Source organism: Nonomuraea sp. NPDC050783 (assembly GCF_040802095.1).
GTDB lineage: Bacteria > Actinomycetota > Actinomycetes > Streptosporangiales > Streptosporangiaceae > Nonomuraea.
The window spans coordinates 1-23,283 of record NZ_JBFAHK010000047.1 but is presented as its reverse complement, the minus strand read 5'-3'; the positions used below and the strand labels follow the sequence as shown (position 1 = coordinate 23,283).

Genomic DNA, 23,283 nt, shown 5'->3' with positions numbered 1-23,283 from the left:
CCGCCATGCGTCCGGAATCCAGGCCGGCTAACGCGCCACGCGGTAGCGGAGGTGGACGACCCGCGAGCCGAAGGTGCGGGTCTCGACGAGTTCGAGGTCCACGTGGCGCTCGTGCCTGGCGAAGTACGGGGTGCCGCCGCCGACGAGCACCGGGTAGACCGTGGCCCGGTACTCGTCGATGAGGCCCAGCGCGGCCGCCTCGGCGGCGAGGGTCGCGCCGCCGATCGCGATGTCGCCCTCCCCCGGCTCGGCCCGCAGCCGCTCGATCTCCTCGGCCAGGCCGCCGGAGGCCAGGCGGGCGTTGCCCCGCACCTGCGACAGCGTGGTGGAGAACACCACCTTGGGGAGCGGGTTCCAGAGCGCGGCCCACTCCAGCTCCGCCTCGTCGATCGACGGCTCCTGGTCGGCGGTCTCCCAGTACAGCATCGTCTCGTACAGCCGCCGTCCCAGCAGGTGGACGCCGACCTGCCGGATCTCGTCGATGTGGAAGCGGAAGACCTCCTTGTCGGGCACCGACCAGTCGAAGCCGCCGTCCGGCCCGACGATGTAGCCGTCGAGCGAGACGCTCATCGAATAGGTCACGCTGCGCATCAGAAGTCCTCCTCGGTGACGGGTGCGACAGTACGACTTCCGGGCGGCGCGGAACTCATCGCGGCGGCCTTCCATACCACAGCGTTATGGGCAAATTGGGAGGTATCACCTGGGTCACCCGCGATGCCAGTCTGAGGGCACCCCCAGCCGGCTGGGGCTCGTCCACTCCACCCCCCTGAGGAGCAACGAGCGTGAACCCCAAGCTCAGGTTGGGCACTGCCACCGCCCTCGCGTTAGCCCTGACCATCACCGTACCGGCGGGCCTCACCAGCGCGAGCGCCCAGGCGGCCGACCCGCCCTCACCTGCGGAGCGCAGCGCCGCGGTGGCGAGCGCGCAGAGCGTCATCGCCGCCGACCGGACGCAGCTCCGAGCCGCCGACCAGGACACCTTCTCCCTGTCGTCGGCCATCGCCGGCGTCAACGGCATCCAGCACCTCACGTACGCGCGTACCTACGCCGGGCTGCCCGTCTTCGGCGGTGAGGTGGTCGTGACGACCGACAAGTCCGGTAAGTCGGTCAGCGCCATCGACACCGGCCAGCAGGCCACGATCTCCCTGGACACCAAGCCGCAGATCGCCGCGCAGGCGGCGGCGGACACGGCCCGCGCCACGGCGCCCAAGGCCACCTCGATCGGCACCCCCGCGCTCGTGGTGCACGCCACCACGCCCACCCCGCGCCTGGCGTGGGAGGTCGTCGCCGCCAACGACGACCGCTCCAGCATCGTGCACGTGTACGTGGACGCGCTCGACGGCCAGGTCATCGACCAGTGGGACCAGGTGGTCGACGGCACCGGCAACAGCTACTACAACGGCAACCCGGTGACCATCGACACCTCCCCCGCGTACGTGATGCGCGACCCCACGCGCACCGGCGTCCAGTGCGGCGGGCAGAACGGCTCGGTCTACACCAAGTCGACCGACAACTGGGGCAACGGCAGCGGCACGAACCTGGAGACGGCCTGCGTCGACGCGCTCTTCGCCGAGCAGCGCGAGTGGAACATGCTGCGCGACTGGCTCGGCCGCAACGGCATCAACGGCTCGGGCCGCGGCTACCCCGCCAGGGTCGGGCTGAACCAGGCCAACGCCTTCTGGAACGGCTCGTACGCCTCCTTCGGCCGTAACTCCGCCGGCACCCAGCAGGCCACCTCGATGGACGTCGTCGGGCACGAGTTCGGCCACGGCATCTTCCAGTTCTCCGGCGGCAGCGGCGGCAGCGGCAACGAGTCCGGCGGGCTGAACGAGTCCACGGGCGACATCTTCGGCGCGCTGACCGAGGCGTACGTCAACGAGCCCAGCACCCTCGACCCGCCCGACTACCTGGTCGGCGAGGAGGTCAACCTGGTGGGCCGCGGCGCGATCAGGAACATGTACAACCCGTCGGCGCTGGGCCACCCCAACTGCTACAGCTCCTCCATCCCGAGCACCGAGGTGCACGCGGCGGCCGGGCCGCAGAACCACTGGTTCTACCTGCTGGCCGAGGGCACCAACCCGAGCGGGAAGCCGGCCAGCAGCCGGTGCGACGGCGGCGCGGCCATCACCGGCGTCGGCGTCCGCAAGGCGGGCCAGATCTTCCAGACCGGCCTGAACATGAAGACGGCGCCGTGGACGCACGCCAAGGCCCGCGTGGCCACGCTGCGGGCGGCCAGGACGCTGTTCCCCACCGGTTGTGTCGAGTTCAACGTCGTCAAGGCGGCCTGGAGCGGGGTGAACGTCCCCGCGCAGAGCGGCGAGCCGACCTGCTCCTGAGCACGACGGCGGCCCTGTTCAGCGCGGATCACCGGTGATCCGCCTGAGCAGGGCGCACCCGGGCCGGCGCCGGGGACGGCGGCGCTGAGGACGCCTGCTCCGCGGCCGGCGTCCCGTAGCGGGCGGCGAGCGCGGCGGCGCGGTCGCGCAGGGAGGCGCGCAGCCACTCCGGGGACAGGGCCTCCCCGTCCGTGCCGAGCTGCCACAACGCCCAGACGGCGTGCCGCGCGTCCTGGAAGGTGACCTCCAGCCGCAGCAGGCCGTCCGCGTCGGGCTCCTCGGCGAGGACGGCCAGCGCGGTGCCCAGCAGCTCCTCCCGCCGCGCCGGGCGCGTCCGCACCAGCACGGTGACCTGGTCGCCGCCGGCCCGGAACCGCCTGCTGCGCTCCCGCCAGGCCCGGTCCAGGTCGATCCGGTCGGGTCGCTGCGCGGGCTCGGGGAGCTGCCTGGCGGCCAGGATCCGGGAGAGCCGGTAGGTACGGTCCGCGCCGGACCTGGTGGCCAGCAGGTAGCCCCGGTCGCGGATGGTGACCAGCCCGATCGGGTCCACCGTGCGCCACCGCGGGGCCTGGCCGGCGGCGGCGTAGTGGATCTCCAGCTTGTGCCCGGCGAACACCGCGCGCAGGACCTCGGCGGCCGTGGTGTCGGGCACCTCCTCGGCGGACAGCCGGCGCGACAGCAGGTCGGTCTGCGGGTCGATGAGCAGGCGCTCGGCCGCGCCGGCCGCGGTGTCCCGGTAGCTCTCGGGGAGCGCGTCCACCACCTTGAGCATCGCCGAGGCCAGCGCCGAGCCGAGGCCGAACGCCTGCGCGCCGCGCCGCGACCCGGCCACCAGCAGGGCCAGGGCCTCGTCGGGGTTCAGCCCGGTCAGCTCGGTACGGAAGCCGGGCAACAACGCGAACCCGCCGTGCCGGCCGCGTTCGGCGTAGACCGGGACGCCGGCCGCCGACAACGCCTCGATGTCGCGCAGCACGGTGCGGGTGGACACCTCCAGCTCCCGGGCCAGCGTGGCCGCCGACAGCCGGCCGTGCCGGCGCAGCAGCAACACCAGCGAGACCAGCCGGTCGGCGCGCATACGCGAACGTTACCGAAATATACGACAGAGGATGTCGCGATTCGCTGGGAGGCTCGTCGCCAGTGATCCCGACGAATCGAACGGAGCTGACAGGACAATGGAGCGAACGGCGGTCAACCCGTGGCCGTGGTCGGTGGAGATGGGCTACAACCAGGGCGAGCTCGTCTCCGGGCAGACCCGCACCCTCTACTGCTCGGGGCAGACCGCGATGAGCGGCGACGGCAAGCCCCAGCACGCCGGCGACATGGCGGCCCAGCTGGCGCTGAGCCTCGACAATCTGGAGGCCGTGCTGGGCGCGGCCGGGATGTCGCTGGCGGACCTCGTCCGGCTCAACGTCTACACCACCGACGTGGACCGGCTCTTCGAGCACTACGGCGTGCTGGCGGCGCGGCTGGGCGCCGCCGGGGTGGCGCCGTCCACCACGATGCTCGGGGTGACGCGGCTGGCGATCCCCGACCTGATGGTCGAGCTTGAGGGAACCGCCGTCGCGTGAGGCGGCCGGCCGGACCGCCGCCGGAGGGCTCAGGCCGGCCGCGGTCCGGCCGCCCCGTTCTCCAGCCGCTGCTTGGACCCCCGCACCTCGTCGCGGACGTCGGCGGGCAGCCGGCGGCGCAGGACCGGCTCCAGCAGCCAGCGCAGGAACGGGGCGAAGTCGATGGAGATCGTGCGCCGCACCCGGGAGACGCCGTCCGCGACGGCCTCCGCCTCGAAGGAGGCGCTGAAGCGGGACATCAGGTGGTTGAGCCGGTTGCGGGGCAGGGGCGCGTAGCGGACGTCGACGCGCCGGCCGGGGGTCAGGCGCATCTGGGAGACGAGCTTGGGCGCGGGGCCCGGGATGCCCGGCAGGCGGGGGCGGAACTTGAACTCCACGACGTTGTCGAGGCGGCGTACCCAGTCGATCGGGCCGATCTTGTCGTCGATCTCCGCGTAGCGCTCGGCGTCCATCACGAAGTCCAGGTATTCCTGCGGCGTGCAGCGGATGGTCTCTTCCACGATCACTTGAACCATAGAAAGAGAGTACTCTCTCACTATGGCGAGAACGACCCCGGGCGTGACCCGGGAACGCATCCTGGACGAGGCCATCCGGCTGTTCGCGCGGGACGGTTACGACGCGACCTCGGTGACCGACATCCAGCGCGCCTGCGGCCTGGCCGGCGGCTCAGGAGCGCTCTACAAGCACTTCCCCTCCAAGAAGGCCCTGCTGGAGGCGGCCGTGCGGCGCAACCTGAACACCATGGCGCGCCGGAGGGCGCAGGTGGTGGAGCACGTCCCCGACGACCCCCGTCAGGCGCTGCGCCTGATGGCGGACGAGGTGTGGAAGGTGATCGACGGCGACCGTGACCTGGTGCGCATCATGCTGCGCGAGTTCACCGCGTTCCCGGAGATCTTCGAGCCGATGTGGCAGGGCGTGCTGGCCACCCTCTACCGCGAGTGCACCGCCTGGATCGAGGCCCGGCGGACGGCGGGCGTGGCCGAGGCGGCCGACCCGGAGGCCACGGCCGCCGTGCTCATCTCGTCGCTGACCTACTTCCCGCTGCTGCGCATTCTCATCGGCCACACGCCGGGCGACCTGGACCAGGAGACGTTCCTGACGGCGTGGGCCGGCCACGCGGCCCGCACGCTCGCCCTTCCGGAGAAATAAGCCGGCGGGCCCACGCCCGCCAGGCCGGCTTCCTCAGCCCCGCTTCCTCAGCCCAGCTTCTTCAGCCTGACGGCCCGCCTGAGGAAGACGATGCCGTCGATCGTGCCGAGCTGGGCCGGGTCGAGCGGGAAATAGGCGAAATCATGCGAGACGCGCGGGGCGGGGACGGACCGCGTGACGGCCTCGGCCAGGCGGCGGGCGTCCACGAGGGCGTGCTCCCACGGGAGCGTGGACAACATGCCCTCGACGGTGTCCGGGGGCGGGGTGTCGTCGCCGGCGGTGCCGAAGGCCGAGGCCAGGAAGGCGTACCGGTCGCCCAGGTGCGTCGCGGCGATCGCGCCCGCGCTCCACCACTCCAGCCGGTGCTCACCGAGCGACATGAGGCTCATGTTCCGCTGGAGATGCAGGTTGGAGGCGAAGACCAGGGCCGGGCCGTGCTCGGCGACGGCCCGCAGGTTGGCGGCCATCATCGCGTCCCGCAGGGCCGACAACCTGCCGATCCGGTCCGGGGACGGCTCGGCCATCCCGTCGTGGTAGCGGAGCAGGCCGACGGCGGTGCGCCCGTACAGCTCCGCCCGCTCCCTGTCCCTCGCGCTCAGCCGCGGCGCCCGCGTCTCCAGCAGCGCCACCAGGTCGTCGGCGATCAACCGCAGCCGCTGGGCCTCGGCGGACCGGCCGATCGACCGGGACGGGTCCATGACCGTGGCCTCGTCCGACCACCGCTCGTCCGGGCCCAGCAGCGCGTCGAGGGTTTCCCGCGTGCACGGGAGCGGGCCGTCGAGGAGGTCGCAGAGGGCGGTGAGCGCCTGGCGCGGGCTGGCCGCCCAGTACTCCAGCGGTCCGTCGACCCCGAAGAACCGCAGCTTCTCGTCGTGCTCCTCGTTGTAGGCCCGCATCCAGCGCACCAGCTCGCGGTTGGCCGGCACCGCGCCGAAGTCGTGGCTGAAGCCGCGCTCCATGACGTCGTCGAGCGTGCCCTCGCCCGTCGCGAGGTAGTCGTCCACCACCAGGCCCATGAGGCAGTCGCTCTCGATGGCGAACGATCGGTAGCCCTCGTGCTCGACCAGGTGCCGGAACAGCTCGTTGCGCAGCTCGCCCAGCTCCTCCACGAAGTGCCGGGCCTCCCCCAGGCCGAGCAGCAGGGGCTTGGCGGGCAGCGACCGCAGGAACGCCGAGATGCCCGCGCCGTCGAACGCGCGGGCCGTGTCCTTGATGTCCATGCCTTCAACGGTATCGTTGACCCGTCGGTGTAAACTTTCCCCGGAAAACCGCCGTCCCGTCCCGGCCGACCTTCAATCACTGGGGTGCGGTGTCGGTCAGCAGGTCGAAGGCCGGCCCGCTGGAGTGCCCGCCGCGGCCGGTGTCCCGCCGCACGGTGAGCCAGACGATCACCTGGCCGGTCCGGGTGCGGGTGCGGTTGTACGCGGCGATCAGGCGGGTGCCCGTGAGCCGGACCTCCTCCTCGTTGACGAAGTACGGATTCCCGGCGTCGAACCCCTCGCGGAGCAGGGCGGTCCTGGCCGCTACCGGACTGCCGTCCACCTCGCTGGGCATCGCGGCGCGCTGCGGTTGCACGCCGCGGTTGTCACCGGGGACGTGAACCGGGACGGCGGAAGGCGAGGGTCTCGGCGGCGGCCTCCGCGCCGGGGCGCGGGTCGCCGGTGGGCATGCGGACGGTCTGCTCGATGCCCCACACCATGGTGGCGTTCTCGTCCCGGGCCAGCAGGACCTCCTCCAGCGCCGGGCCGTCGGCCACTGCACGACCGTCGCCCGCGCCGCGCCCGCCGCGGCGAGCGGCTCACGGGACGGTTGCACCGCCGCGGGGTCGAACGGCGCCGGCGCCACCATCAGCCGGAAGCCCCGCACCTCCGGGACGGCCTCCCCCGTCATCGTTCGTCCCGCTCCCCGGCCGCGGACCCGATCCACGAGCCCCGGCCGGGCCGGTCTTGGACACCGTCGATCACCGCATCCTCCTGGGAGTGGACGAGCCGGTGCCGGCCACGCACCCCGGCGGCCGGCCTGAACCCCTCAGCGGCTCCGCGATGGCGTGTCCCGGAGCCGCCTTACCCAGGAATGCGTTCCACGACGTTCCGCCGCACGCGCGGAAGCCTGGCGGGACCGGCAGGACCGGCGGGGCGGTCAGGGAGCGTCGCGGGCGACCAGGCCGTGCTCGTGGGCGTAGATCGCGGCGTGCACGCGGCTCCGGAGGCCGAGTTTCGTGAGGATGCGGTTGACGTGCGTCTTGACGGTGCCTTCCTCGATGGTGCACGCGGCGGCGATCTCGCCGTTGCTCAGCCCCCGGCCCAGGAGGCGTAGCACGTGGTGCTCGCGCGGGGTCAGCAGGTCGAGCTCAGGGGTGGCGGGGCGCGGGGACAGCGCGGCGAAGCGGCTGATCAGGCGGCCGGTGACCTGCGGGTCGATCAGGCCCCTGCCCTGGTGCAGCTCCCGGACCGCCGCGACCAGCACGTCGGCGTCGCTGTCCTTCAGCAGGAAACCGGCGGCCCCGGCGCGCAGCGCGCCGAACAGGTACTCGTCGAGGTCGAACGTGGTCAGGGCGAGCACGCGGGGGGCGGGTCCGGCCGCGACGAGGCGGCCGATGGCGGCGATGCCGTCCATGCCCGGCATCCGCAGGTCCATCACCACCACGTCCGGCCGGCGCGAGAGCGCCTGGCGCACCGCCTCGGCGCCGTCGGCGACCGTCGCGACCACGTCGATGTCGGGTTCGCCGTCGAGGATGAGCCGCAACGCCTCCCGCGCCGCCGCCTGGTCGTCGGCGACCAGCACCCGGATCGTCACCAGGCGTCCCCTTTCCTGGGCAGGTCGGCGCGGACCCGCCAGCCGCCCGTCTCGACCGGTCCCGCCGACAGGGCGCCGCCGAGCAGGCGCACCCGTTCGCGCATGCCGCGGATCCCCCGGCCCTCGGCCTGGGACGCGACGGCGGGGCTGCCGTTGTCGAGGACCTCGACGCGCAGGCCGCGGCCGTCCTGCCGCAGGTGGACGGTGACCTCGGTCGCGTCCGCGTGTCGTACGGCGTTGGTCAGCGCCTCCTGGACCACCCGGTAGGCGGTGTGATCGACGGCCGGCGGCAGCGCGCGCCCGCCCCCGGAGCGGCGCACGGTGACCGTCCGGCCGGCGCAGGTGAGCCGTTCAGCCAGCCGCTCCAGGTCGGCGGTGCCGGGCTGGACGGCGGCCGGGTGCTCGTCGAGGGTCCGCAGCAGGCCGCGTACCTCGGTGAGCGCCGACCGCGACAGGTCCGAGATCGTCCGCAGGGCTTGCTCGGCGGCCGCGCCGCCGGGTGCCCGGCGCGCCGCCGCGGCCTGCAGCCGGATCGCGGTCAGGTGGTGGCCGACGCTGTCGTGGACGTTCCTGGCCAGCCAGGTACGCTCCTCGGCCAGCACGCGCTCCGCCTCGGCCCGCTGCACGCGCAGCGACTGGTCGGCCCGCTCCCGGTGCAGCCGCAGCGCGTAGCCGGTGGCCACGGGCGCGACACTCATGATCACTATGCTGGTCGGCTCCGGGACGCCCTCGCCCCCCATCACCGCCAGGGTGCCGAGAACCCAGCACGAGGAGACCGCCAGCACCAGGCCAGGACGCCGCGGCCGGTGGTAGACGGCCGCGCAGAACAGGGCCATGGTGACCAGCATCCCCTCCCAGCGGTGCAGGTGCGCCATCCCGGCCAGCGCGATCGCCGCCGATGTCGCGGCGGCGGTCAGCGGCAGCCTCCGGCGGATCAGCAGGGGGAGGCTGACCCCGGTGCTGAAGACGGCCAGGAGCGGCAGGCCGGCCGGGGCCCGCCACTTCAGCGCCGTCAGCAGCGCCGCGGCGGTCGCGGCGCCGGCGACGAGCAGGACCTCCCTCGGCCAGTGCATGTCACGATGATGCCGGACCGCAGGTCGTGCCCGCGGGCGGGAGTTGCCCGGTGGTCAGATAGCGGTGCACGTGATCGCGTACGCAGGGACCGCCGCCTCCCAGGTAGAGCGCGTGGCCGCCCGTGGCCGCCAGGTAGCGGGCGCCGTCGAGCCGCGCGGCGACCCCGCGTCCGTACGCGGGCGTCGCCGTGTCGTCGTACTCGCCGTTGGCGATCAGGATCGGCGGCAGGCCGCGCGGGCGGATCGGATGGGGCGGGTAGGACGTCTTCTTCGCGAGCCCGGCGCAGAGGACGGCCATCGGCCAGACCGTGGTCCAGCCGATGCGCGGCGCGGCGCTCCTCAGCCGTGCCTCCATCTCCTTCACCTCGCGGTACGCGGTCGGGAACGGGAAGTCGGCGCACATCGTGATCCTGCTGAGGTCCGGGTCGGGCGCCCCGGTGAACGGCTTGGCGAACCGGGTGGCGTCACCCGCGTCCGCCTCGGCCAGGGACGTGGCCAGCTCGGGCCACGTCGCGTCGAACGAGACGCTCGCGCGGGAGGCGATCAGGGCCGCACCGGCCGTGGCACCCGCTCCGGCACCGGGCGCGGGGATGGGCCGCTCGGCGGCGCGGGCCATGACCTCGTCCCACACCTTGAGCACGTCGCGGCCGTGCAGCGCGCACCCGCGGTCGGTGGCGCACCACGCGGCGAAGCGGTGCAGGTTGCCTTCCTTGACCTTCGCTCTGGCCAGGACCCACTCGTCCCACGACCGGTTGGTGTGGTCGATCAGGCTGTCCAGGTACATGCGGCCGACGCGGGACGGGAAGTACTCGGCGTAGGCCACCCCGAGGACGCCGCCGTAGGAGTTGCCGAAGTAGTTCAGCTTCCGCTCGCCCAGTGCCACCCGTACCGCCTCCAGGTCGCGGGCGCTCTGCCAGGTGTCCAGGTTGCCCGCGAGCGGGCCGGCGGCTTCGGCGCATCCCCGGCCGAAGCGGTGGTTCTGCTCGGTGTACCGGGCGAAGGCGGCGCGGCTGGTGAACACCCACTCCCCGTTGGCGGGATACGGCGCCGGGCCGGGGCAGCGTACCTCGGTGCTCGCCTCGAACCCGCGCGGGTCGAACAGCACCACGTCGAACCATCGGGTCAGGTCGGCGAAGGCGCCCTTCGCCTGGCGCAGGATCGAGATCTGCTGGGCGGGGCCGCCCATGTTGAGGACGAGCGTGCCCTTCCTGGTCGCCGGGTCGCGTGCCGGGAGCTTGGCGAGCCCCAGCGTGATCTGCTTCGCTTCGGGAGCGGCCCAGTCGGCGGGCACGGTGATCCGGCCGCATCGCAGGCCGTCTCCGCAGTCCTGCCAGGACAGCCCGGCCCCCGCCGTCGCGGGCGCCGCCATCGCGACGGGAAGCAGCACGGCGCCGAGCAGGGCGATGATCGTGTTCTTCACGGCCCTCAGCTTCGCCGAGAGGACTGCCGCCGGTCGTCCATCTTTCGATAGATCCTCGCGCGCGTACGCACCGGCGATCCGGCACGCCGCGGGTCCGGCCGGTCAGCCAGGTCGCGGCGGGATCGGCCAGGCGCAGGATGCAGGTGGCGGCCTCTTCCGACCGTGGTCATCGCCGGGTGGAGTCGCGCAGGATCAGGCGCCACTCGACCGCGCCGGTCCCAGCCGCGCCGGTCCCAGCCGTGCCGGTCTCAGCCGCCGTTTCCTCGCCCAGGACCAGTCGCGCGCAGTGGGCTCCCTGGGCGCGCAGGTCCTGGGCGACGGTCGTCAGCCCGGCGGCGGCGGCCGCGTCGGTGCCGTCCCAGCCGGTGACGGCGAGGTCGCCGGGGACGGCGAGACCGGCACGGGCGGCCGCTCGCATCAGGCCCAGAGCGAGCTCGTCGCTCATGGCCATGACCGCGTCCGGCGCGTCCGGCCCCGTCAGGAACGCGGTGGCCAGGGAGTCGGCCTCCCGGGCGCTGTTGCGCGCGCACACCGCGACCCGCACCTGCGGCCATCGGCCGCCGCCCGCCTCCCAGGCGTCGCGGACTCCGCGCAGGCGCTCGCGGGTCACCCGGAAGGTGGCCTCGGCCGGGTCCAGCCCGTGGTGGACCCCCGGCGTCCGGGCGCGGTCGAGCGGGAAACTGAGCACCATCGGCCGCCGTGCGCCGGCGAGGGCCTCGGCGGCGACGGCGCGGGCCGCGGCGCGGTCGTCGATGGCCACGAACGGCAGGTCTCGGCGGTGTGGCCCGCCGTGCACGACGGCGGGGAGGCCGGTGGCGGCCACCGCCGGCAGCACGGGGTCGTCGTCGCTGGTCGTCCAGACGACGAAACCGTCCACCGCGGCCTCGGCGACCCGGTCGGTGTCGGAGGGCGCCCCGGTGATGGGCACGATCGTGAGCCCCAGGCCGTGACCGGCGCAGACCTCGGCCACGCCGGCCAGGAACCGGGTGGCCTGAGGGTCCTCGAAGGCATAGGTGAGGTGCTCGCCGAGCACCACCCCGAGGCTCCCGGCCCGTCCCCGGCGCAGCGAGCGGGCCCCCGGGTGCGGGCCGGGGTATCCCAGCCGGGCGGCGGCCTCGCGGACCCTGGCCCGGGTGCGTTCGGAGACACGATCGGGCTGGGCGTAGGTGTAGGAGACGGTCATCACCGAGACCTTCGCCGCGCGGGCCACCTCCGCCATGGTCGGCCGGGGCCGAGAAGGGTCTTTGGCCATGCCTCACCCTATCTTGTGTATCGTTAAACAACATGTGTACCGATACACAAGCGGGCGCCGGTCATGGCGGCGTCCGGGCCTGGGTGCCGTACGCCGGATTCACCGTCTTCGGCGCGTTCTGGGGGGTGTGGGGCGCCTCCGTTCCCGCCATCCGTGACCAGGCCGGGCTGACCGATGGCCGGCTCGGCACGGCGCTGCTGTTCATCGCCGCCGGCGCACTGCCCGCCATGCCGCTCGCGGGCCGGGCTCTGGACCGGTGGGGGCAGCGCGTCACGGCGATCACCCTCATGTCGCTCGGCATCGCCGGTGTCGTGGTGGCCGTCACCGCTCGCGGCCTGCCCGCCTTATCCGTGGGGCTGGCGGTGCTCGGCGCGTCGTCCGGTGCCGCGGACGTGACGATCAACGCGGCGGCCGGCGCCGTCGAGCGGGCCGGCGGCCGTCCGGTCATCACCCGGGCGCACGGCTTCTTCTCCCTGGCCGTGGTCGCGGCGAGCCTCGTCACCGGCCTGCTGAACGCCGCCGGCCTGCCCCTGGTCGTGCCGTACGTGCTGGTCATGCTCGCCGCCGGCGCCGTGAGCGCCGCCATCGCCGCCGGCGGCCGGACGCGGACCGGTCCCCGCCGTCACGATCACGCCCGCGCCCCGGCCGCTCCCGGCCGGCCGCGCCTGCGCGCTCACCTGCCGCTCCTGCTCGTCGCGGGCGGACTCGGCGCGCTCGGGTTCGCCGTGGAGAACGCTCACCAGAGCTGGAGCGCCGTCTACCTCGCCGACACCGTGCACGCCGGACCCGCCCTGGTCGGCGCGGGACCGGCGGTCTTCGCGCTCGCCGTCTCGCTCACCCGCTTCGCGATCAGCGCGGTGAAGACCCCTCGCGCCTGGATCGTCCTGACCGCCGGCGCGGTGATCTCCGCGGCGGGGACGTCCCTGCTCGCCCTCACCGCGTCCCTCCCTCTGGCCCTGCTAGGGCTGGCCCTGGCCGCCGCCGGCACCGCCGTGCTCTTCCCCACCGTGCTCGGCCTGGCCACCGCCAACGTCCCCGCCGCCGCCCGCGGTGCCGCCACCTCGGTCGTGTCCACCTCGGCCTATCTCGGCTACCTCGGCGGGCCGGTGTACGTGGGACACTGGGCACAGGCGACCGGGCTGCCGGGCGCCATGCTGGCCGTGGCGGCACTCGCCGCGGCCTTGGCGCTGCTGGCGTGGCCCGCGCTCAGAGCCGTCGTCCCCTCCCCTGCACGGCACGGCACCTCCGAAGCGGGAGGCCGCGTGCTCAGTAGCTGAAGGTGGTGGCGCCCTCGTCGCCGATCCACTGCCACATGGGTACGGTGCCGCCCAGCTCCGCGCCCTCGACCAGGAGGCTCCGGTCGAGCTTGCGGGAGTCGAAGCAGATGGGGCAGACCAGGAACGTCCCGCCCGCTTTGGCGTAACGGGCCATCAGGTCGGCCAGCGGCGGGCAGCCGTCGCAGGCGACCCCGGTGGCGACGCCGTCCAGCGCCAGCCGGGTGGCCTCCTTGGTGAGGAACATCAGCGTCGGCCGGCCCTGCTCGGCCGCGCCGACCGCGACCAGGAGCGCGACCGTGACCCGCTCGGGGTCCTCCATCCCCGTGGTCAAGCTGACCACAGCCTTGCCTGCCATGTGGTGTCTCCTCGTTCTCCTGCGAGTTACGGATGCCGACATTGCATCCCGCGCCCCGGTCCGCCCACATCCGTGCTCAGTACGGAAATCGGGTCCGTGGCGGCATACTGCGGTCATGGGTCCGGACGCCTTCCCCGAGCTGCGGAGTGCCGGCGTGACCCCGCGCGAGGCGGAGGTGCTGTGGCTCGTGGGCGACCGCCTGCAGAACCAGGAGGTCGCGGCCCGGCTGCGGCTGTCGGAGCGGACCGTGGAGAGCCACGTCTCCTCGCTGCTGCGCAAGCTCGGCGGCACCAACCGGATGGCGCTGGTGGAGGCGGCGGCCCGGATCCGCGCCGGGCGCGGGCCCAGGGCGGGGCTGCCCCGGCCGCTGTCGTCGTTCGTGGGCCGGAGCGGGGAGGCCGGCGAGGTGCGGCGGCTGCTCGGGGCGTACCGGATGGTGACGCTGACCGGGCCGCCGGGCACCGGCAAGACCCGCCTGGCCCTGCACCTGGCGCACGAGGCGGGCGAGCTGCCGCCCGCCGTGCTGATCGACCTCGCGCTCGTGGCCCCCGCGCAGGCGGTGGAACGGGCGTTCGCGGACGCCCTGGGGGTCGTCGGGCAGGAGCACCAGCTCCGTACGCTGATCCGCCAGACCCTCGCCGAGGGGCGACACTGGCTCCTGGTGGACAACTGCGAGCACGTGACCGCCCCCGCCGCGGCCCTGCTCGCCGAGCTGCTGTCCACCACCGGCCACCTGCGCGTGCTGGCCACCAGCCACGGGCCGCTGCGCGTCACCGGCGAGGCGGTCTACGAGATCCCGCCGCTGCCGCTGCCGCCGCCCGCCCGCGTCACGGCCGAAGCCGTGCTCGCGTCGGGCTCCGGGCGGCTCTTCGCCGACCGCGCGGCCGCGGCCTCGCCCGGGTTCGCGGTCACCGAGGGCAACGCCCGGCAGGTCGCGACGATCTGCCGGCGCCTGGACGGGCTGCCGCTGGCGATCGAGCTGGCCGCGGCCCGGGTGCGGTTCTTCACGCCGGACGAGCTGCTGGCCCGGCTGGACGACCGGTTCGCCCTGCTGACCGACGGCGCACAGGGCGCGCCGAGCCGGCACCGCGCCCTGGAGGAGGCCCTCACCTGGAGTTACGAGCTGCTGGGCGAGGACGAGCGGCTGCTGCTCGAGCGCTGCTCGGTCTTCCCCGGCGCGTTCGACTACGACACGGCGGCGGGGGTCGTCGCGTACCCGCCGCTGGAGCCCGCCGGGCTGGTCCGGATCCTCTCGCGGCTGCTGGACCGGTCGCTGATCTCGGCGCACCGGCGCGCGGAGCGTACCGAGTACCGGCTGCTGGAGAGCGTCAGACAGTTCGCGCAGCGGCGGCTGGCCGCGCGGGGCGAGGCCGGGCCGGCCCGCGAGCGGCACGCCCGCCATCACCTGCGGCACGCCGTGGCGATCGTGCCCGACCTGCGCGGCCGTGACCAGGCCGGCGCGCTGGGCTGGCTGAACCGCCGCTCCGCGGACCTGACGGCCGCGCTGCGCTGGGCCCTCGACCGGGACGACACCACGGCGGCCTGGGAGTTCATCGCCGGCGTCGGCACGGCGTGGGAGATCGTGGGGTGCAGCGGCGAGCTGTTCGACTGGCTCGGCAGGCTGCTGCCCCGTCCCCTGCCCGACGGGCCGCTGGGCCTGCGCACGGCCGTCACCTGCGCCGTCGTCCTGTGCTACCAGGACACCGAGCGCGCGCGGCGCTTCGCCGAGCTGGCCGCCCGGATGGCGGCCGGCGGCTCGGCGCACGACCGGGCGCTGGCCTTGCTCGCCCGGGGCTGGACGATGCGGTACGGCGAGCATCGGGCCGCCGCGATCGAGTACGTGGCGCGGGCGGCGGAGGCGTTCGAGCGGCTGGGCGACGACTGGCACCGCGCCCTGGCGTTGTCCGCCTACAGCCACGCCCCCGACGGCACGGCCGTCCTGGACGTGCTCACCCGCGCCGCCGACCTGTTCGGCCGGCTCGGCGACCACGTGAAACGCGCCAACTGCCTCAACCAGCTCGCGATCAGGGCGATCGAGGAGCGGATCCGCCCCGAGGACGTGCCGGGCTGGCTGGAGGAGGCGGCCCGGCTGGCCCGCGCCGGCGGCAACGAGCACGAGCGCCTGCACGCCGAGGTCTACCGCGCCACCTTCGACCAGCTCCTGGGAGAGCACCGGATCGCGGGGGCGCGCTTCGGCGGCCTGCTGCCCGAGTTCCGGCGCATCGGCGACCTGCGCTGCGCGGCCCGCTGCCTGCTCGGCCTGGGGCGGGCGGCGGCCTCCCGCGGCGAGCACGGCACGGCGTGGCGGCACTTCGCGGACGGCGTACGGCTGGCCGCCGGCCTGGGCGACACCCGCATCACCGCCACGGGCCTGCGCCTGCTGGCCGGCTCCGAGCACGCGACCGGCCGCCCCACCCGGGCCGCCACCCTTCTCGGCGCCGCCGGACGACTCGCCCCCGCACCCGCCGACGCCGACGATCAGGGGCTGCCCGCGGCGTTACGCGACCTGCTCGGCGCCGAAGGCTACGACGCGGCCTTCGCCGACGGGTACCGCAGGGCGGCCGCCCCCCGCCTGGCGGACCTCGTGCCCGCCTCCCCCTGAAGAGCCAGGTCTCCCTCCTGAGAGGGAGGCCCGAAGTTCACCGGCACCGGCGATCCCAGGTCAGGCGCCCTCTCGGCAGGATCGACCGCATGAACAGGACCTACCCCGCCACCCTCGCCCTCGCCTGCCTCGGGGTGCCGTTAAGAAGCATGCGATGAGCCGCCAAATCGCATCTGAGCTGTGATTTCGTCGAGGTTGTGGTCACGCCCGGTCCTCGCCGCGGCACGCCATCGGGATGGGGTGGCAGATGTGCGGCAGGGAACTGACCGGGCGACTCCGGTAATGCGGTTGAGTCGCCCGAGGCCCGCTGAAGTTCCCTATGCGCGTATCCTCAGCGTAGATCCCGGCTCGCCCAGTTCAGCGCGACAAGCACGGGCGGCAGCATGGCCAACCACCCGTAGTGCACGATCTCCCAGTTCTCCTCGTCCGAATAGAGCCAGGGCCAGTACGGTCCCCGCAGAACCAGGCTCACCGAGACAATCACTAGCAAACTGCCCATGCCCGCGAGGGCGGCCGCCTTGCCCTGGTGCACACGCCCGGCGATCGATGCCGTCAGTAGGCCGATCGCGATGCACACCGCAGCCTCCACCGACATCCCCGCCACTCGGAGCTGTCCCCCCTGGGGCAGTCTGGTTGCGGCGATGGCGCACGCCATCCCCCACAACAGTCCTGCGGTAAGGCCCCCGAAGCCGCAGCGCAACCACTGACGGAGCCGGCGGGGCACCGGGGTCGCGTCCGTACTTGCCGTCATCTCGTCGATCACGGCGAATCCGGCGGAGGCGCCTAGCATCACTCCCATCATCCTGAGCAGAGTGAAAGCGGTTCCAACGCTTAACGTGGAACCCGCCTCGATCACTGAGGCCATGACCACGGCGAGCGTTCCGGTGACCGCGAGGGGAATCCAATCGATCGCCCGCACGATCGGCCTGATCAGCTGGATCACGAGCATGGCTGCCCCTTCACGGGCTCGGCAGTGAACTCCGGGCGCAAGCCGAGTAGGGACAGCGCTTGTTCGACCGTCGTTTCGGGCTTGAGCAGGGTGTCCCAATGTGCCCAAATTCGTTGCCGGGCATCCGGCATCGCGAGCAGCTTGCGGGCATATCCCAGTTCGGCCGCGCCGTACCGGATCATGCCCAGCTGGGACTGCTCTGGCATGAAGGCGGAGGAGGCAATCTGGATCTCCCGGTCCTCGGGCGCAGCGGGCGCGATGCCCTGGCCGAGCAGCCACAGCGCCACGAGTGCCCTGCTCTGGCCTCGTACGTCACAGCCCGTTCTCGGCGGTCGCAGTCCCAGCACGGAGCGAATGATCTGGGAGGCGAGCACGGCGCGATAGTCGTCTTCGGCTCCGGCTCGTCCCCACATCATGAATGTGCGGATGGACTGCTCCTCATCGCCGTTCGCGTTGAACCAGCTGTCGGTCAATTGCCGGACGACTGGCAGCCGGTCACGCTCCGCTGGGGGCAGCGCTTGGGCCACGGGGTTCACGGCCGACACCCATGATGAGATCCAGGTGGCGTAGTCGTGGAAGGCGCAGTAGGTGATGGCGTCGTGCTTCTCGCACCGCTGAGCGTCCGGCCCGAAATAGCGTTGCCGGATCTTGGGATCCATGTCGCCGAGCATTGCGGCTGGATTCCCCTGCAGGGTGGTTTCGAATCGGCGGTTGATCTCCTCCCCTGGAGCGGCGGCGGTCGCGGCGGCCCCCGCCGGCACCGTCACGGCCGCGGCGGTGAGGACTGCGATCAGGCGCACCGGCCTGGCTCCGTGCCGGAGCAGGGCCAGGGCCGCGAAGAGAGCGATGGCGGCCAGGAGGTAGACGACGTGCAACACCGATGGGCGCTGCGGCCAGTCGGGCCCGTGAAAGAGCACCACGGGCAGAAACCAGCTTCCGTAACCGCTCTGCTGACTGTTCAGCCATGTGAAAGCACCGATCAGGAAGGCTGTCACGGGAACGGCGACCAGCCAGGGAGTCCACCTGCCGAGCATCGCGCCGAGGGCCGCGGCGAAGGGCACGGCCAGCACTCCACCCAGTGCTTCGAAGGGATCGAATACGCCCGCGACCGGGCCCATGGCCAGCCGCGCCAGCAGATAGCAGAGCATGACGGGCAGCGCGATCCCGCTACCGACGACCAGGGCCGCCAAGGTCGCGGCCTTGGTGCGCTCCGCGGCGCGGCTGGGAAGCGCTTTGAACATCTCCGGAATGCCGTGCCGGGTGTCCCGGGATGTCGCGAGGTTGGTGGTGGTCATCATCGCCACCGCAAGAAGCAGCATTGCGCCCGACGTGCTCGTCGGATCGACACTCATGTCGGGCAGCCACGGCCAGGTCGCCATGAGCCGCAACCCCAGGCAGAGTGCGGCGGCGCCCCACAGAATCGGGCTGCGCAGCAATCTGTGGACCTCGAACAGGAACAATGAACGGAAGATCATGCCTCCGCCCCGACCGGCTTGCCGAGCAGCAGCAGGTATCCGTCCTCCACCGTCGGCGTGGCAGGCGCCGCGCCCGGCGGAGGGTCTCCCAGCGTGCGGTAGCGGCCATCCGCGGTCCGCCAGAACAGGCGGGAATCGGAGGGCGGCGCGTTGGAGATCCACACTTGGCTGGACGCGACGGCGGCGAGCTCACGCGGAGTTCCCTGGAACACCGCGCGCCCGCCGTTCATCACGATCACGCGCTCGCACAAAGCGGCCACGTCCTCGGTCTGGTGGGTGGACAGCAGCACGGTACGGCTCTCGCCGAGCCGGGAGACCAGCGCCCGAAACCGCACGCGTTGTTCGGGGTCCAGGCCGACCGTGGGCTCGTCCAGGATGAGCAGATCGGGCTCGCCGAGCAGCGCCTGGGCCAGGGCCAGACGCTGCTTCATGCCACCTGACAGCTTGCGGACCTTCGTTTTGGCACGGTCGATCAGGTCGACCTCGGCGAGGACCCGGCGCACCTCCCGATGGCGTTCGCGCCGATCCGTCAGCTCCTTGAGGATCGCCACGTATTCGACCAGCTCGAAGAGCGTGAAGTGAGGGTAGAAGCCGGGAGCCTGCGGGAGGTATCCCAGGCGGCGGCGCAGGTCGGTGCGCTGGCCCGGATTCGCGAGATCCAGACCGAGGACGCGCACCTCGCCTCCATCGGGAGCCAGTGTCGTCGCCAGGCTCCGCAGCAGGGTGGTCTTGCCGGCGCCGTTGGGCCCGAGCAACCCGGTCACTCCCCGACCGAATTCCAGGGTGAGGCGGTCGAGCACGATGTTCCGGCCGTATTTCTTGGTCAGGCCGTGAACGGTCACAGTCGGGTCCATCAGGACTCTCCAGAATCGAAGCGGGCGCGCCGCAGGTAGACGAGGGGAATCAGGGTCAGCACAGCCAGGCCGTACACGACCTGGGCCATCGGCGAGAAGAGCGCCAGCCCATCGCCGGCGAGCTTGGAGAAGGCCAGTACGGCGCCGAACCAGGCGACGGTCAGCACAGCGGCTGAGGCCAGCGGCGTGAGCCAGGTCGACAGGGCCAGGGTTGTCGCGGTGAGTGCGAGAGCGGGCAGCAGCCACGCCGTCGTCAGCCCCGGCGGGCCGGGCAGGAGCGGCGTCGCCATGCCCGTCAGCACCATCGCGGTCACCAGCACCGCGAGCGCACGCAGCAGCAAGACTCTGGCGCCTGCCATGGGAGTCGCGGCCTGCGTCTCGTGAACGGGATCTACCCGGGGTCCGTAAGCGACGGCGATGCCCGCCAGCGGCAGCACGGGTGCGGCCACGAGGAAGGGGAGCAGTCCGTCGAAGAGAGCCTGAGGGTCACGGCTGACCAGGTGAGCGGCTGCCACGGCGAAAGCCGTTACCGCGGTGACCGCGACCAGCCATCCCCGGGCCAGAGCGGGAGTGGCCGCGAGAAGCGTGGCCATATGGTCGGGAACACCGAACCGGCGCAAGAGCCGTGCCACAGGCCGTGGCCTGGGCCGGGCCACCAGGTCTTCGATTCTCTCCCAGCTCGCGGCGAGCCACTCCCGCTCGTACGGCACCGCCGCGCGGCAGTGTTCGCACCGAGCGAGGTGGCTCTCCACCGACATCACCTGGATCGGTTCCAGACGGCCACTCACGTAGAGTTCGATCAACTCTTTGGGCAGGTGCCACGGCGTATTCATGCGAGATACCCCCTGAGCTGGGCCTTGGCCCGCATGACGCGGGTTTTCACGGTGCCCTCGGGGATGCCGAGGAGATGGGCGGCCTCGCGCGTGGTGAGGCCGTCAAGCACGGTCGCCTGGAGAGCTGCACGCAAGTCTGCGGAAAGCCTGTCCAGCGCGGCGGCCAGGTCGCCATGTTCCACGCCGACCAGGACCGCGTCCTCGGCCGACTCGGTGATCAGATATGAGGCCTGGCGTGCCCCTGAACGGAAGGCCTTCGGGGTATGCACATCATCGAGTGCGGTGACGGGCGGGGCAGCTCTGCTCTGGCGCAGCGCAGAGATCAGCCTGCGGATCGCGATCGTCCAGATCCACGCGGACGCCTCACCCTCCGCCGCTCGGTAGCGATGCGCGTCCCGCCAGATGGCGACGAAAGTGTCCTGGATCGCGTCCTCCACCAAGTCCATATCAGCGCATCGGCGGGCCAGCCGTGCCCGCAGCCAGGGCGCATGCCGTCGGTGCAAGAGCTTCAGTGCCTCCACCCGCTCAGCGGCAACGCCCGCGAGAAGGTTGGCATCGTCGCTTTGGGGACCAATCGGAGGTGGTTCGCGGCGGCGCGCGAAGAACGGGTGCATGTTCTGATCTATCGCAAGATCTGCTGCCTCCGGTTCCGTGATCAGAGAAGTAATTAGCTCAACTTCAGGCGACAAGATCAGTGGGGCTAATTCTGATAATGCTTGATATCAGAACTCCAGTAGGCAGGGAACTTCTGATATCGCGCGAGTGGCGCTACGATTAGGGCCCGAAATCACTTCTGATATCAGCGGGAGGGGCGACGGTGGGGCGACGCCAGGAGGTGCCGGCCGCGTTCACCGCGGTGCACGACGACTACACCGCGGCGCTGGAGCGCGCGCCCCTGGACGAGGACACCCGCCGCGCCTACGCCTCCCGGATACGGACCTTCCTGGCCTGGCTGGATGCCGCCGACCTCGACGGCGCCGATCCACTGACCGACGGCCACGGCCGCGACTTCGCCGTCCGCGACTACAAGACGCACCTGAAGACGGTGGCCAAGCGCACGGCCAACACCGTCAACGCCCACCTGGCCGCCCTCGACCACTTCTTCACCCACCGCGGCCTGGGCCCGGTCCAGGTTCGTCGCGACACCCCGCCCAAGCTCGCCCCCAAGGCGCTGGACGCCCGCGAGCAGAAACGTTTCCTGCGTGCCGTGGAGATGCTTCCGATGGCCCGCGACCGCGCCATCGGCCGGCTGCTGTTCTACTCCGGGATGCGCGTCGCCGAGCTGGTCGCCCTCGACGTCGCCGACGTGCCGCTGTCGGCCCGCAAAGGCAAGGTCCTCGTGCGCAACGGCAAGGGCGAGACCTCCCGCGAGGTCCCCCTGCTGGACGCCACGGTGCGCGAGGCCGTCAAGGACTGGAAGGCCGAACGCAGCACGTGGCCCGGCGCCGATGGCCCGGCGCTGTTCCTCAACCGCTACCGCGGTGGCCGGCTCACGGCCCGCGCGGTCGACCAGCTGATCGACGAGCTCGCGGTCGAGGCAGACCTGGTCGACGACAACGGCGCGCCCGCCGCCTCCGCGCACACCCTGCGGCACACCTTCGCCACGAACCTGTTGCGCCGGGGCGTCGACGTCGTCGTGGTCGCCGAGCTGATGGGGCATGCCCGCCTGGACACCACGCGCCGGTACACAAACCCTCGGGAATTGCATCAGACGGGCGAGGATTCGCAGGTCGCCTGCTGAACGGGCCATCGGAATGGGCACGACGAGGTGATCGTTCGTGCCACTTGAGCTGAACCGCTTGCGCGATGCTCCCATCAGATGCACGATTCACCCTTCAGACGGTCGCGGTTGCAGAGGCTGGAGGGGCCTGTGAAACGAGGTGATCTGGCGGCGCCGCGCATCTGGAGCTGGTATCCGGAGTGGTACAGCTGCCGCCGGAGGACGCCGTGTTCGAGGCGATGCTGCGGGGCTGGCGGGCTCAGCAGATCGCCCGTGGGCTGCAGGAGGACACCATCGCGCCGCGTGACCGCCTGATCCGGCGGTTCCTGGCGTTCTGCAACGAATACCCGTGGCGGTGGCAGCCCGGGCACGTGGATGAGTGAACGTTGTCACTGACCAGCGAGCATCACCTGGCACCGTCCACGATCCGGGGCTACCAGACCGACCTGCAGCTGTTCAGCGAGTACCTCACCGACGCCCGATACGGCTGGGCGGCCGAGTGCGAGACGCAGTTCGGGCCGGGTGCCCATCCGGTGCCGATCTGCCATGAGTGGAACGCGATCGCCCACCTGAACGACTACGAGGGCAGGCCCGAGGCCCGGCCATTCACCCGTGAAGAACTGCAGCGGTTCTTCGACTACGCCGATGAGCAGGTGGAACGGGCGGTTAAGGCGAAGCGGATGGGGGCGTTGGCCGCCTACCGGGACGCTACGTTGTTCAAGGTCATGTATGGGTGGGGTCTGCGTCGCACCGAGACCTCCAAGCTGGACTTGGCTGATTGGGGGCGCAACCCGGCCGCTCCGGAGTTCGGCCGGTACGGCATGCTGCACGTCCGCTATGGCAAGGCGGTCCGCGGGCAGCCACCGCGGCGGCGGAACGTGCCCTCGGTGATGGGCTGGGCGGTCGAGGCCATCGCCGACTACGTGGACAACATCCGGCCTCGGTTCGGCTGCGGAGATCACCCGGCGTTATGGGTGACCGAACGGGGCGGCCGGGTGAAGCCGGCGGAGATCAACGCCCGATTCGTCGCCCACCGGGACGCGCTCGGCCTGCCCAAGGAACTGTCGCCGCACTCGGCCAGGCACTCCTACGTCACGCATCTGACCGAGGACGGCGTCGACCGCCGCTTCATCCAGGAGGCTGTCGGGCACCGCTGCGACACCTCCACGGCGATCTACACGCACGTCAGCGGGGATTTCATGAACAGCGCACTACGAAAGGCACTGGCGCCCGCTCTCGAGGCCAGACGAGCTGAGGACGGGAGGGGCCGATGACGCGCAAACTCGACTATCAGTGGAACCTGCGCCAGGTGATGGCCGCGCGCGGCATGTTCCAGACCACGGACCTGGCCTCGCCGCTGGCCGAGCGCGGCATCCAGTTGTCGTCCAGCCAGCTCTACCGGCTGGTCACCGAACAACCCGAGCGGCTCAGCCTCAAGCTGCTGATGGCGCTGCTGGACATCCTGGGGTGCTCGATGGAGGACCTGATCGAACCAATCGCGGCCGCCAAACCGTCGCGCGCCCGCAAGATGTCGACGACGCGTGAATACTGGATCAGGCACACATTCCGTGATCGGACCCGCTGAGTAGATCACGGTTCGGGCGTTCCGGCCGGTAGCCGTGCC

The 23,283-nt window shown here is 72.1% G+C and carries 25 protein-coding genes; 9 read left to right on the top strand and 16 right to left on the bottom strand.

Going from position 1 to position 23,283, the window contains the following annotated elements; all coding sequences use genetic code 11:
• Positions 1-27: 27 nt before the first annotated feature.
• Complete coding sequence (locus AB0H75_RS49330; protein ID WP_367808875.1) at positions 28-591, bottom strand: dihydrofolate reductase family protein; 564 nt, start codon at positions 589-591, stop codon at positions 28-30.
• A 191-nt stretch (positions 592-782) separates the two neighbouring features.
• Between AB0H75_RS49330 and AB0H75_RS49325 the strand changes: the two genes are divergently transcribed.
• Complete coding sequence (locus AB0H75_RS49325; protein ID WP_367808873.1) at positions 783-2,336, top strand: M4 family metallopeptidase; 1,554 nt, start codon at positions 783-785, stop codon at positions 2,334-2,336.
• A 28-nt stretch (positions 2,337-2,364) separates the two neighbouring features.
• On the opposite strand, the gene AB0H75_RS49320 is transcribed toward AB0H75_RS49325, so the two are convergent.
• Positions 2,365-3,411 (bottom strand): helix-turn-helix transcriptional regulator, encoded by a 1,047-nt coding sequence (locus AB0H75_RS49320; RefSeq protein WP_367808871.1) that lies wholly within the window; start codon positions 3,409-3,411, stop codon positions 2,365-2,367.
• A 97-nt stretch (positions 3,412-3,508) separates the two neighbouring features.
• Between AB0H75_RS49320 and AB0H75_RS49315 the strand changes: the two genes are divergently transcribed.
• The gene (locus AB0H75_RS49315) at positions 3,509-3,904 is read left to right on the top strand and encodes a RidA family protein (RefSeq protein WP_367808869.1); all 396 of its coding nucleotides are present in this window, start codon (positions 3,509-3,511) and stop codon (positions 3,902-3,904) included.
• 29 nt (positions 3,905-3,933) lie between these two features.
• On the opposite strand, the gene AB0H75_RS49310 is transcribed toward AB0H75_RS49315, so the two are convergent.
• Positions 3,934-4,419 (bottom strand): SRPBCC family protein, encoded by a 486-nt coding sequence (locus tag AB0H75_RS49310; RefSeq protein WP_367808867.1) that lies wholly within the window; start codon positions 4,417-4,419, stop codon positions 3,934-3,936.
• Between the two features lie 22 nt (positions 4,420-4,441).
• Here AB0H75_RS49310 and AB0H75_RS49305 point away from each other — a divergent pair, with 22 nt between their 5' ends.
• Positions 4,442-5,053, top strand: a complete 612-nt coding sequence (locus tag AB0H75_RS49305; RefSeq protein ID WP_367808865.1) for a TetR/AcrR family transcriptional regulator — start codon at positions 4,442-4,444, stop codon at positions 5,051-5,053.
• Positions 5,054-5,100: 47 nt separating this feature from the next.
• On the opposite strand, the gene AB0H75_RS49300 is transcribed toward AB0H75_RS49305, so the two are convergent.
• From AB0H75_RS49300 to AB0H75_RS49270, 7 genes are all read right to left on the bottom strand, one after another.
• Positions 5,101-6,273: an erythromycin esterase family protein gene (locus AB0H75_RS49300; RefSeq protein ID WP_367808863.1), complete on the bottom strand. Its 1,173-nt coding sequence runs from the start codon at positions 6,271-6,273 to the stop codon at positions 5,101-5,103.
• A 76-nt stretch (positions 6,274-6,349) separates the two neighbouring features.
• Positions 6,350-6,628 (bottom strand): hypothetical protein, encoded by a 279-nt coding sequence (locus tag AB0H75_RS49295; protein WP_367808861.1) that lies wholly within the window; start codon positions 6,626-6,628, stop codon positions 6,350-6,352.
• A gap of 10 nt (positions 6,629-6,638) precedes the next feature.
• Positions 6,639-6,809 carry a hypothetical protein gene (locus AB0H75_RS49290; RefSeq protein ID WP_367808859.1) on the bottom strand — a complete coding sequence of 57 codons (171 nt, stop codon included), beginning with the start codon at positions 6,807-6,809 and terminating at the stop codon, positions 6,639-6,641.
• Between the two features lie 383 nt (positions 6,810-7,192).
• On the bottom strand, positions 7,193-7,849 hold the full coding sequence (locus AB0H75_RS49285) for a response regulator (RefSeq protein WP_367808857.1): 657 nt from the start codon (positions 7,847-7,849) through the stop codon (positions 7,193-7,195).
• On the bottom strand, positions 7,846-8,922 hold the full coding sequence (locus AB0H75_RS49280) for a sensor histidine kinase (RefSeq protein WP_367808855.1): 1,077 nt from the start codon (positions 8,920-8,922) through the stop codon (positions 7,846-7,848). Before AB0H75_RS49280 ends, AB0H75_RS49285 begins: the two co-directional genes overlap by 4 nt.
• A gap of 1 nt (position 8,923) precedes the next feature.
• Complete coding sequence (locus tag AB0H75_RS49275; protein ID WP_367808853.1) at positions 8,924-10,342, bottom strand: alpha/beta fold hydrolase; 1,419 nt, start codon at positions 10,340-10,342, stop codon at positions 8,924-8,926.
• Between the two features lie 166 nt (positions 10,343-10,508).
• Positions 10,509-11,561: a LacI family DNA-binding transcriptional regulator gene (locus AB0H75_RS49270; protein ID WP_367808887.1), complete on the bottom strand. Its 1,053-nt coding sequence runs from the start codon at positions 11,559-11,561 to the stop codon at positions 10,509-10,511.
• A gap of 65 nt (positions 11,562-11,626) precedes the next feature.
• Between AB0H75_RS49270 and AB0H75_RS49265 the strand changes: the two genes are divergently transcribed.
• Positions 11,627-12,871 (top strand): MFS transporter, encoded by a 1,245-nt coding sequence (locus AB0H75_RS49265; protein ID WP_367808851.1) that lies wholly within the window; start codon positions 11,627-11,629, stop codon positions 12,869-12,871.
• Here AB0H75_RS49265 and AB0H75_RS49260 read toward each other — a convergent pair.
• Complete coding sequence (locus AB0H75_RS49260; RefSeq protein WP_367808849.1) at positions 12,861-13,226, bottom strand: DsrE family protein; 366 nt, start codon at positions 13,224-13,226, stop codon at positions 12,861-12,863. The genes AB0H75_RS49265 and AB0H75_RS49260 overlap by 11 nt on opposite strands.
• 115 nt (positions 13,227-13,341) lie before the next feature.
• Between AB0H75_RS49260 and AB0H75_RS49255 the strand changes: the two genes are divergently transcribed.
• Positions 13,342-15,828: a LuxR C-terminal-related transcriptional regulator gene (locus AB0H75_RS49255; RefSeq protein WP_367808847.1), complete on the top strand. Its 2,487-nt coding sequence runs from the start codon at positions 13,342-13,344 to the stop codon at positions 15,826-15,828.
• Positions 15,829-16,159: 331 nt separating this feature from the next.
• Here the strand turns inward: AB0H75_RS49255 and AB0H75_RS49250 are convergent, their stop codons facing one another.
• From AB0H75_RS49250 to AB0H75_RS49230, 5 genes are read right to left on the bottom strand one after another with little or no spacing between them, the layout of a single operon-like run.
• Positions 16,160-16,777, bottom strand: coding sequence for a hypothetical protein (locus AB0H75_RS49250; RefSeq protein ID WP_367808845.1), 618 nt, complete (start codon positions 16,775-16,777; stop codon positions 16,160-16,162).
• Positions 16,768-18,252, bottom strand: a complete 1,485-nt coding sequence (locus AB0H75_RS49245; protein ID WP_367808843.1) for a hypothetical protein — start codon at positions 18,250-18,252, stop codon at positions 16,768-16,770. Before AB0H75_RS49245 ends, AB0H75_RS49250 begins: the two co-directional genes overlap by 10 nt.
• Positions 18,249-19,106 carry an ATP-binding cassette domain-containing protein gene (locus AB0H75_RS49240; RefSeq protein WP_367808841.1) on the bottom strand — a complete coding sequence of 286 codons (858 nt, stop codon included), beginning with the start codon at positions 19,104-19,106 and terminating at the stop codon, positions 18,249-18,251. Before AB0H75_RS49240 ends, AB0H75_RS49245 begins: the two co-directional genes overlap by 4 nt.
• Positions 19,106-19,939, bottom strand: a complete 834-nt coding sequence (locus tag AB0H75_RS49235; protein ID WP_367808839.1) for a zf-HC2 domain-containing protein — start codon at positions 19,937-19,939, stop codon at positions 19,106-19,108. The genes AB0H75_RS49240 and AB0H75_RS49235 overlap by 1 nt, the downstream gene beginning before the upstream one ends.
• Positions 19,936-20,553 (bottom strand): RNA polymerase sigma factor, encoded by a 618-nt coding sequence (locus AB0H75_RS49230; RefSeq protein WP_367808837.1) that lies wholly within the window; start codon positions 20,551-20,553, stop codon positions 19,936-19,938. The genes AB0H75_RS49235 and AB0H75_RS49230 overlap by 4 nt, the downstream gene beginning before the upstream one ends.
• Positions 20,554-20,756: 203 nt before the next feature.
• On the opposite strand from AB0H75_RS49230, the gene AB0H75_RS49225 reads away from it, so the two are divergent.
• From AB0H75_RS49225 to AB0H75_RS49210, 4 genes are all read left to right on the top strand, one after another.
• Complete coding sequence (locus AB0H75_RS49225) at positions 20,757-21,680, top strand: tyrosine-type recombinase/integrase (protein ID WP_367808835.1); 924 nt, start codon at positions 20,757-20,759, stop codon at positions 21,678-21,680.
• Between the two features lie 179 nt (positions 21,681-21,859).
• Positions 21,860-22,042, top strand: a complete 183-nt coding sequence (locus AB0H75_RS49220) for a hypothetical protein (protein WP_367808833.1) — start codon at positions 21,860-21,862, stop codon at positions 22,040-22,042.
• Between the two features lie 3 nt (positions 22,043-22,045).
• On the top strand, positions 22,046-22,933 hold the full coding sequence (locus tag AB0H75_RS49215) for a tyrosine-type recombinase/integrase (RefSeq protein WP_367808831.1): 888 nt from the start codon (positions 22,046-22,048) through the stop codon (positions 22,931-22,933).
• Positions 22,930-23,244, top strand: coding sequence for a helix-turn-helix domain-containing protein (locus AB0H75_RS49210; protein ID WP_367808829.1), 315 nt, complete (start codon positions 22,930-22,932; stop codon positions 23,242-23,244). Before AB0H75_RS49215 ends, AB0H75_RS49210 begins: the two co-directional genes overlap by 4 nt.
• Positions 23,245-23,283: the final 39 nt, after the last annotated feature.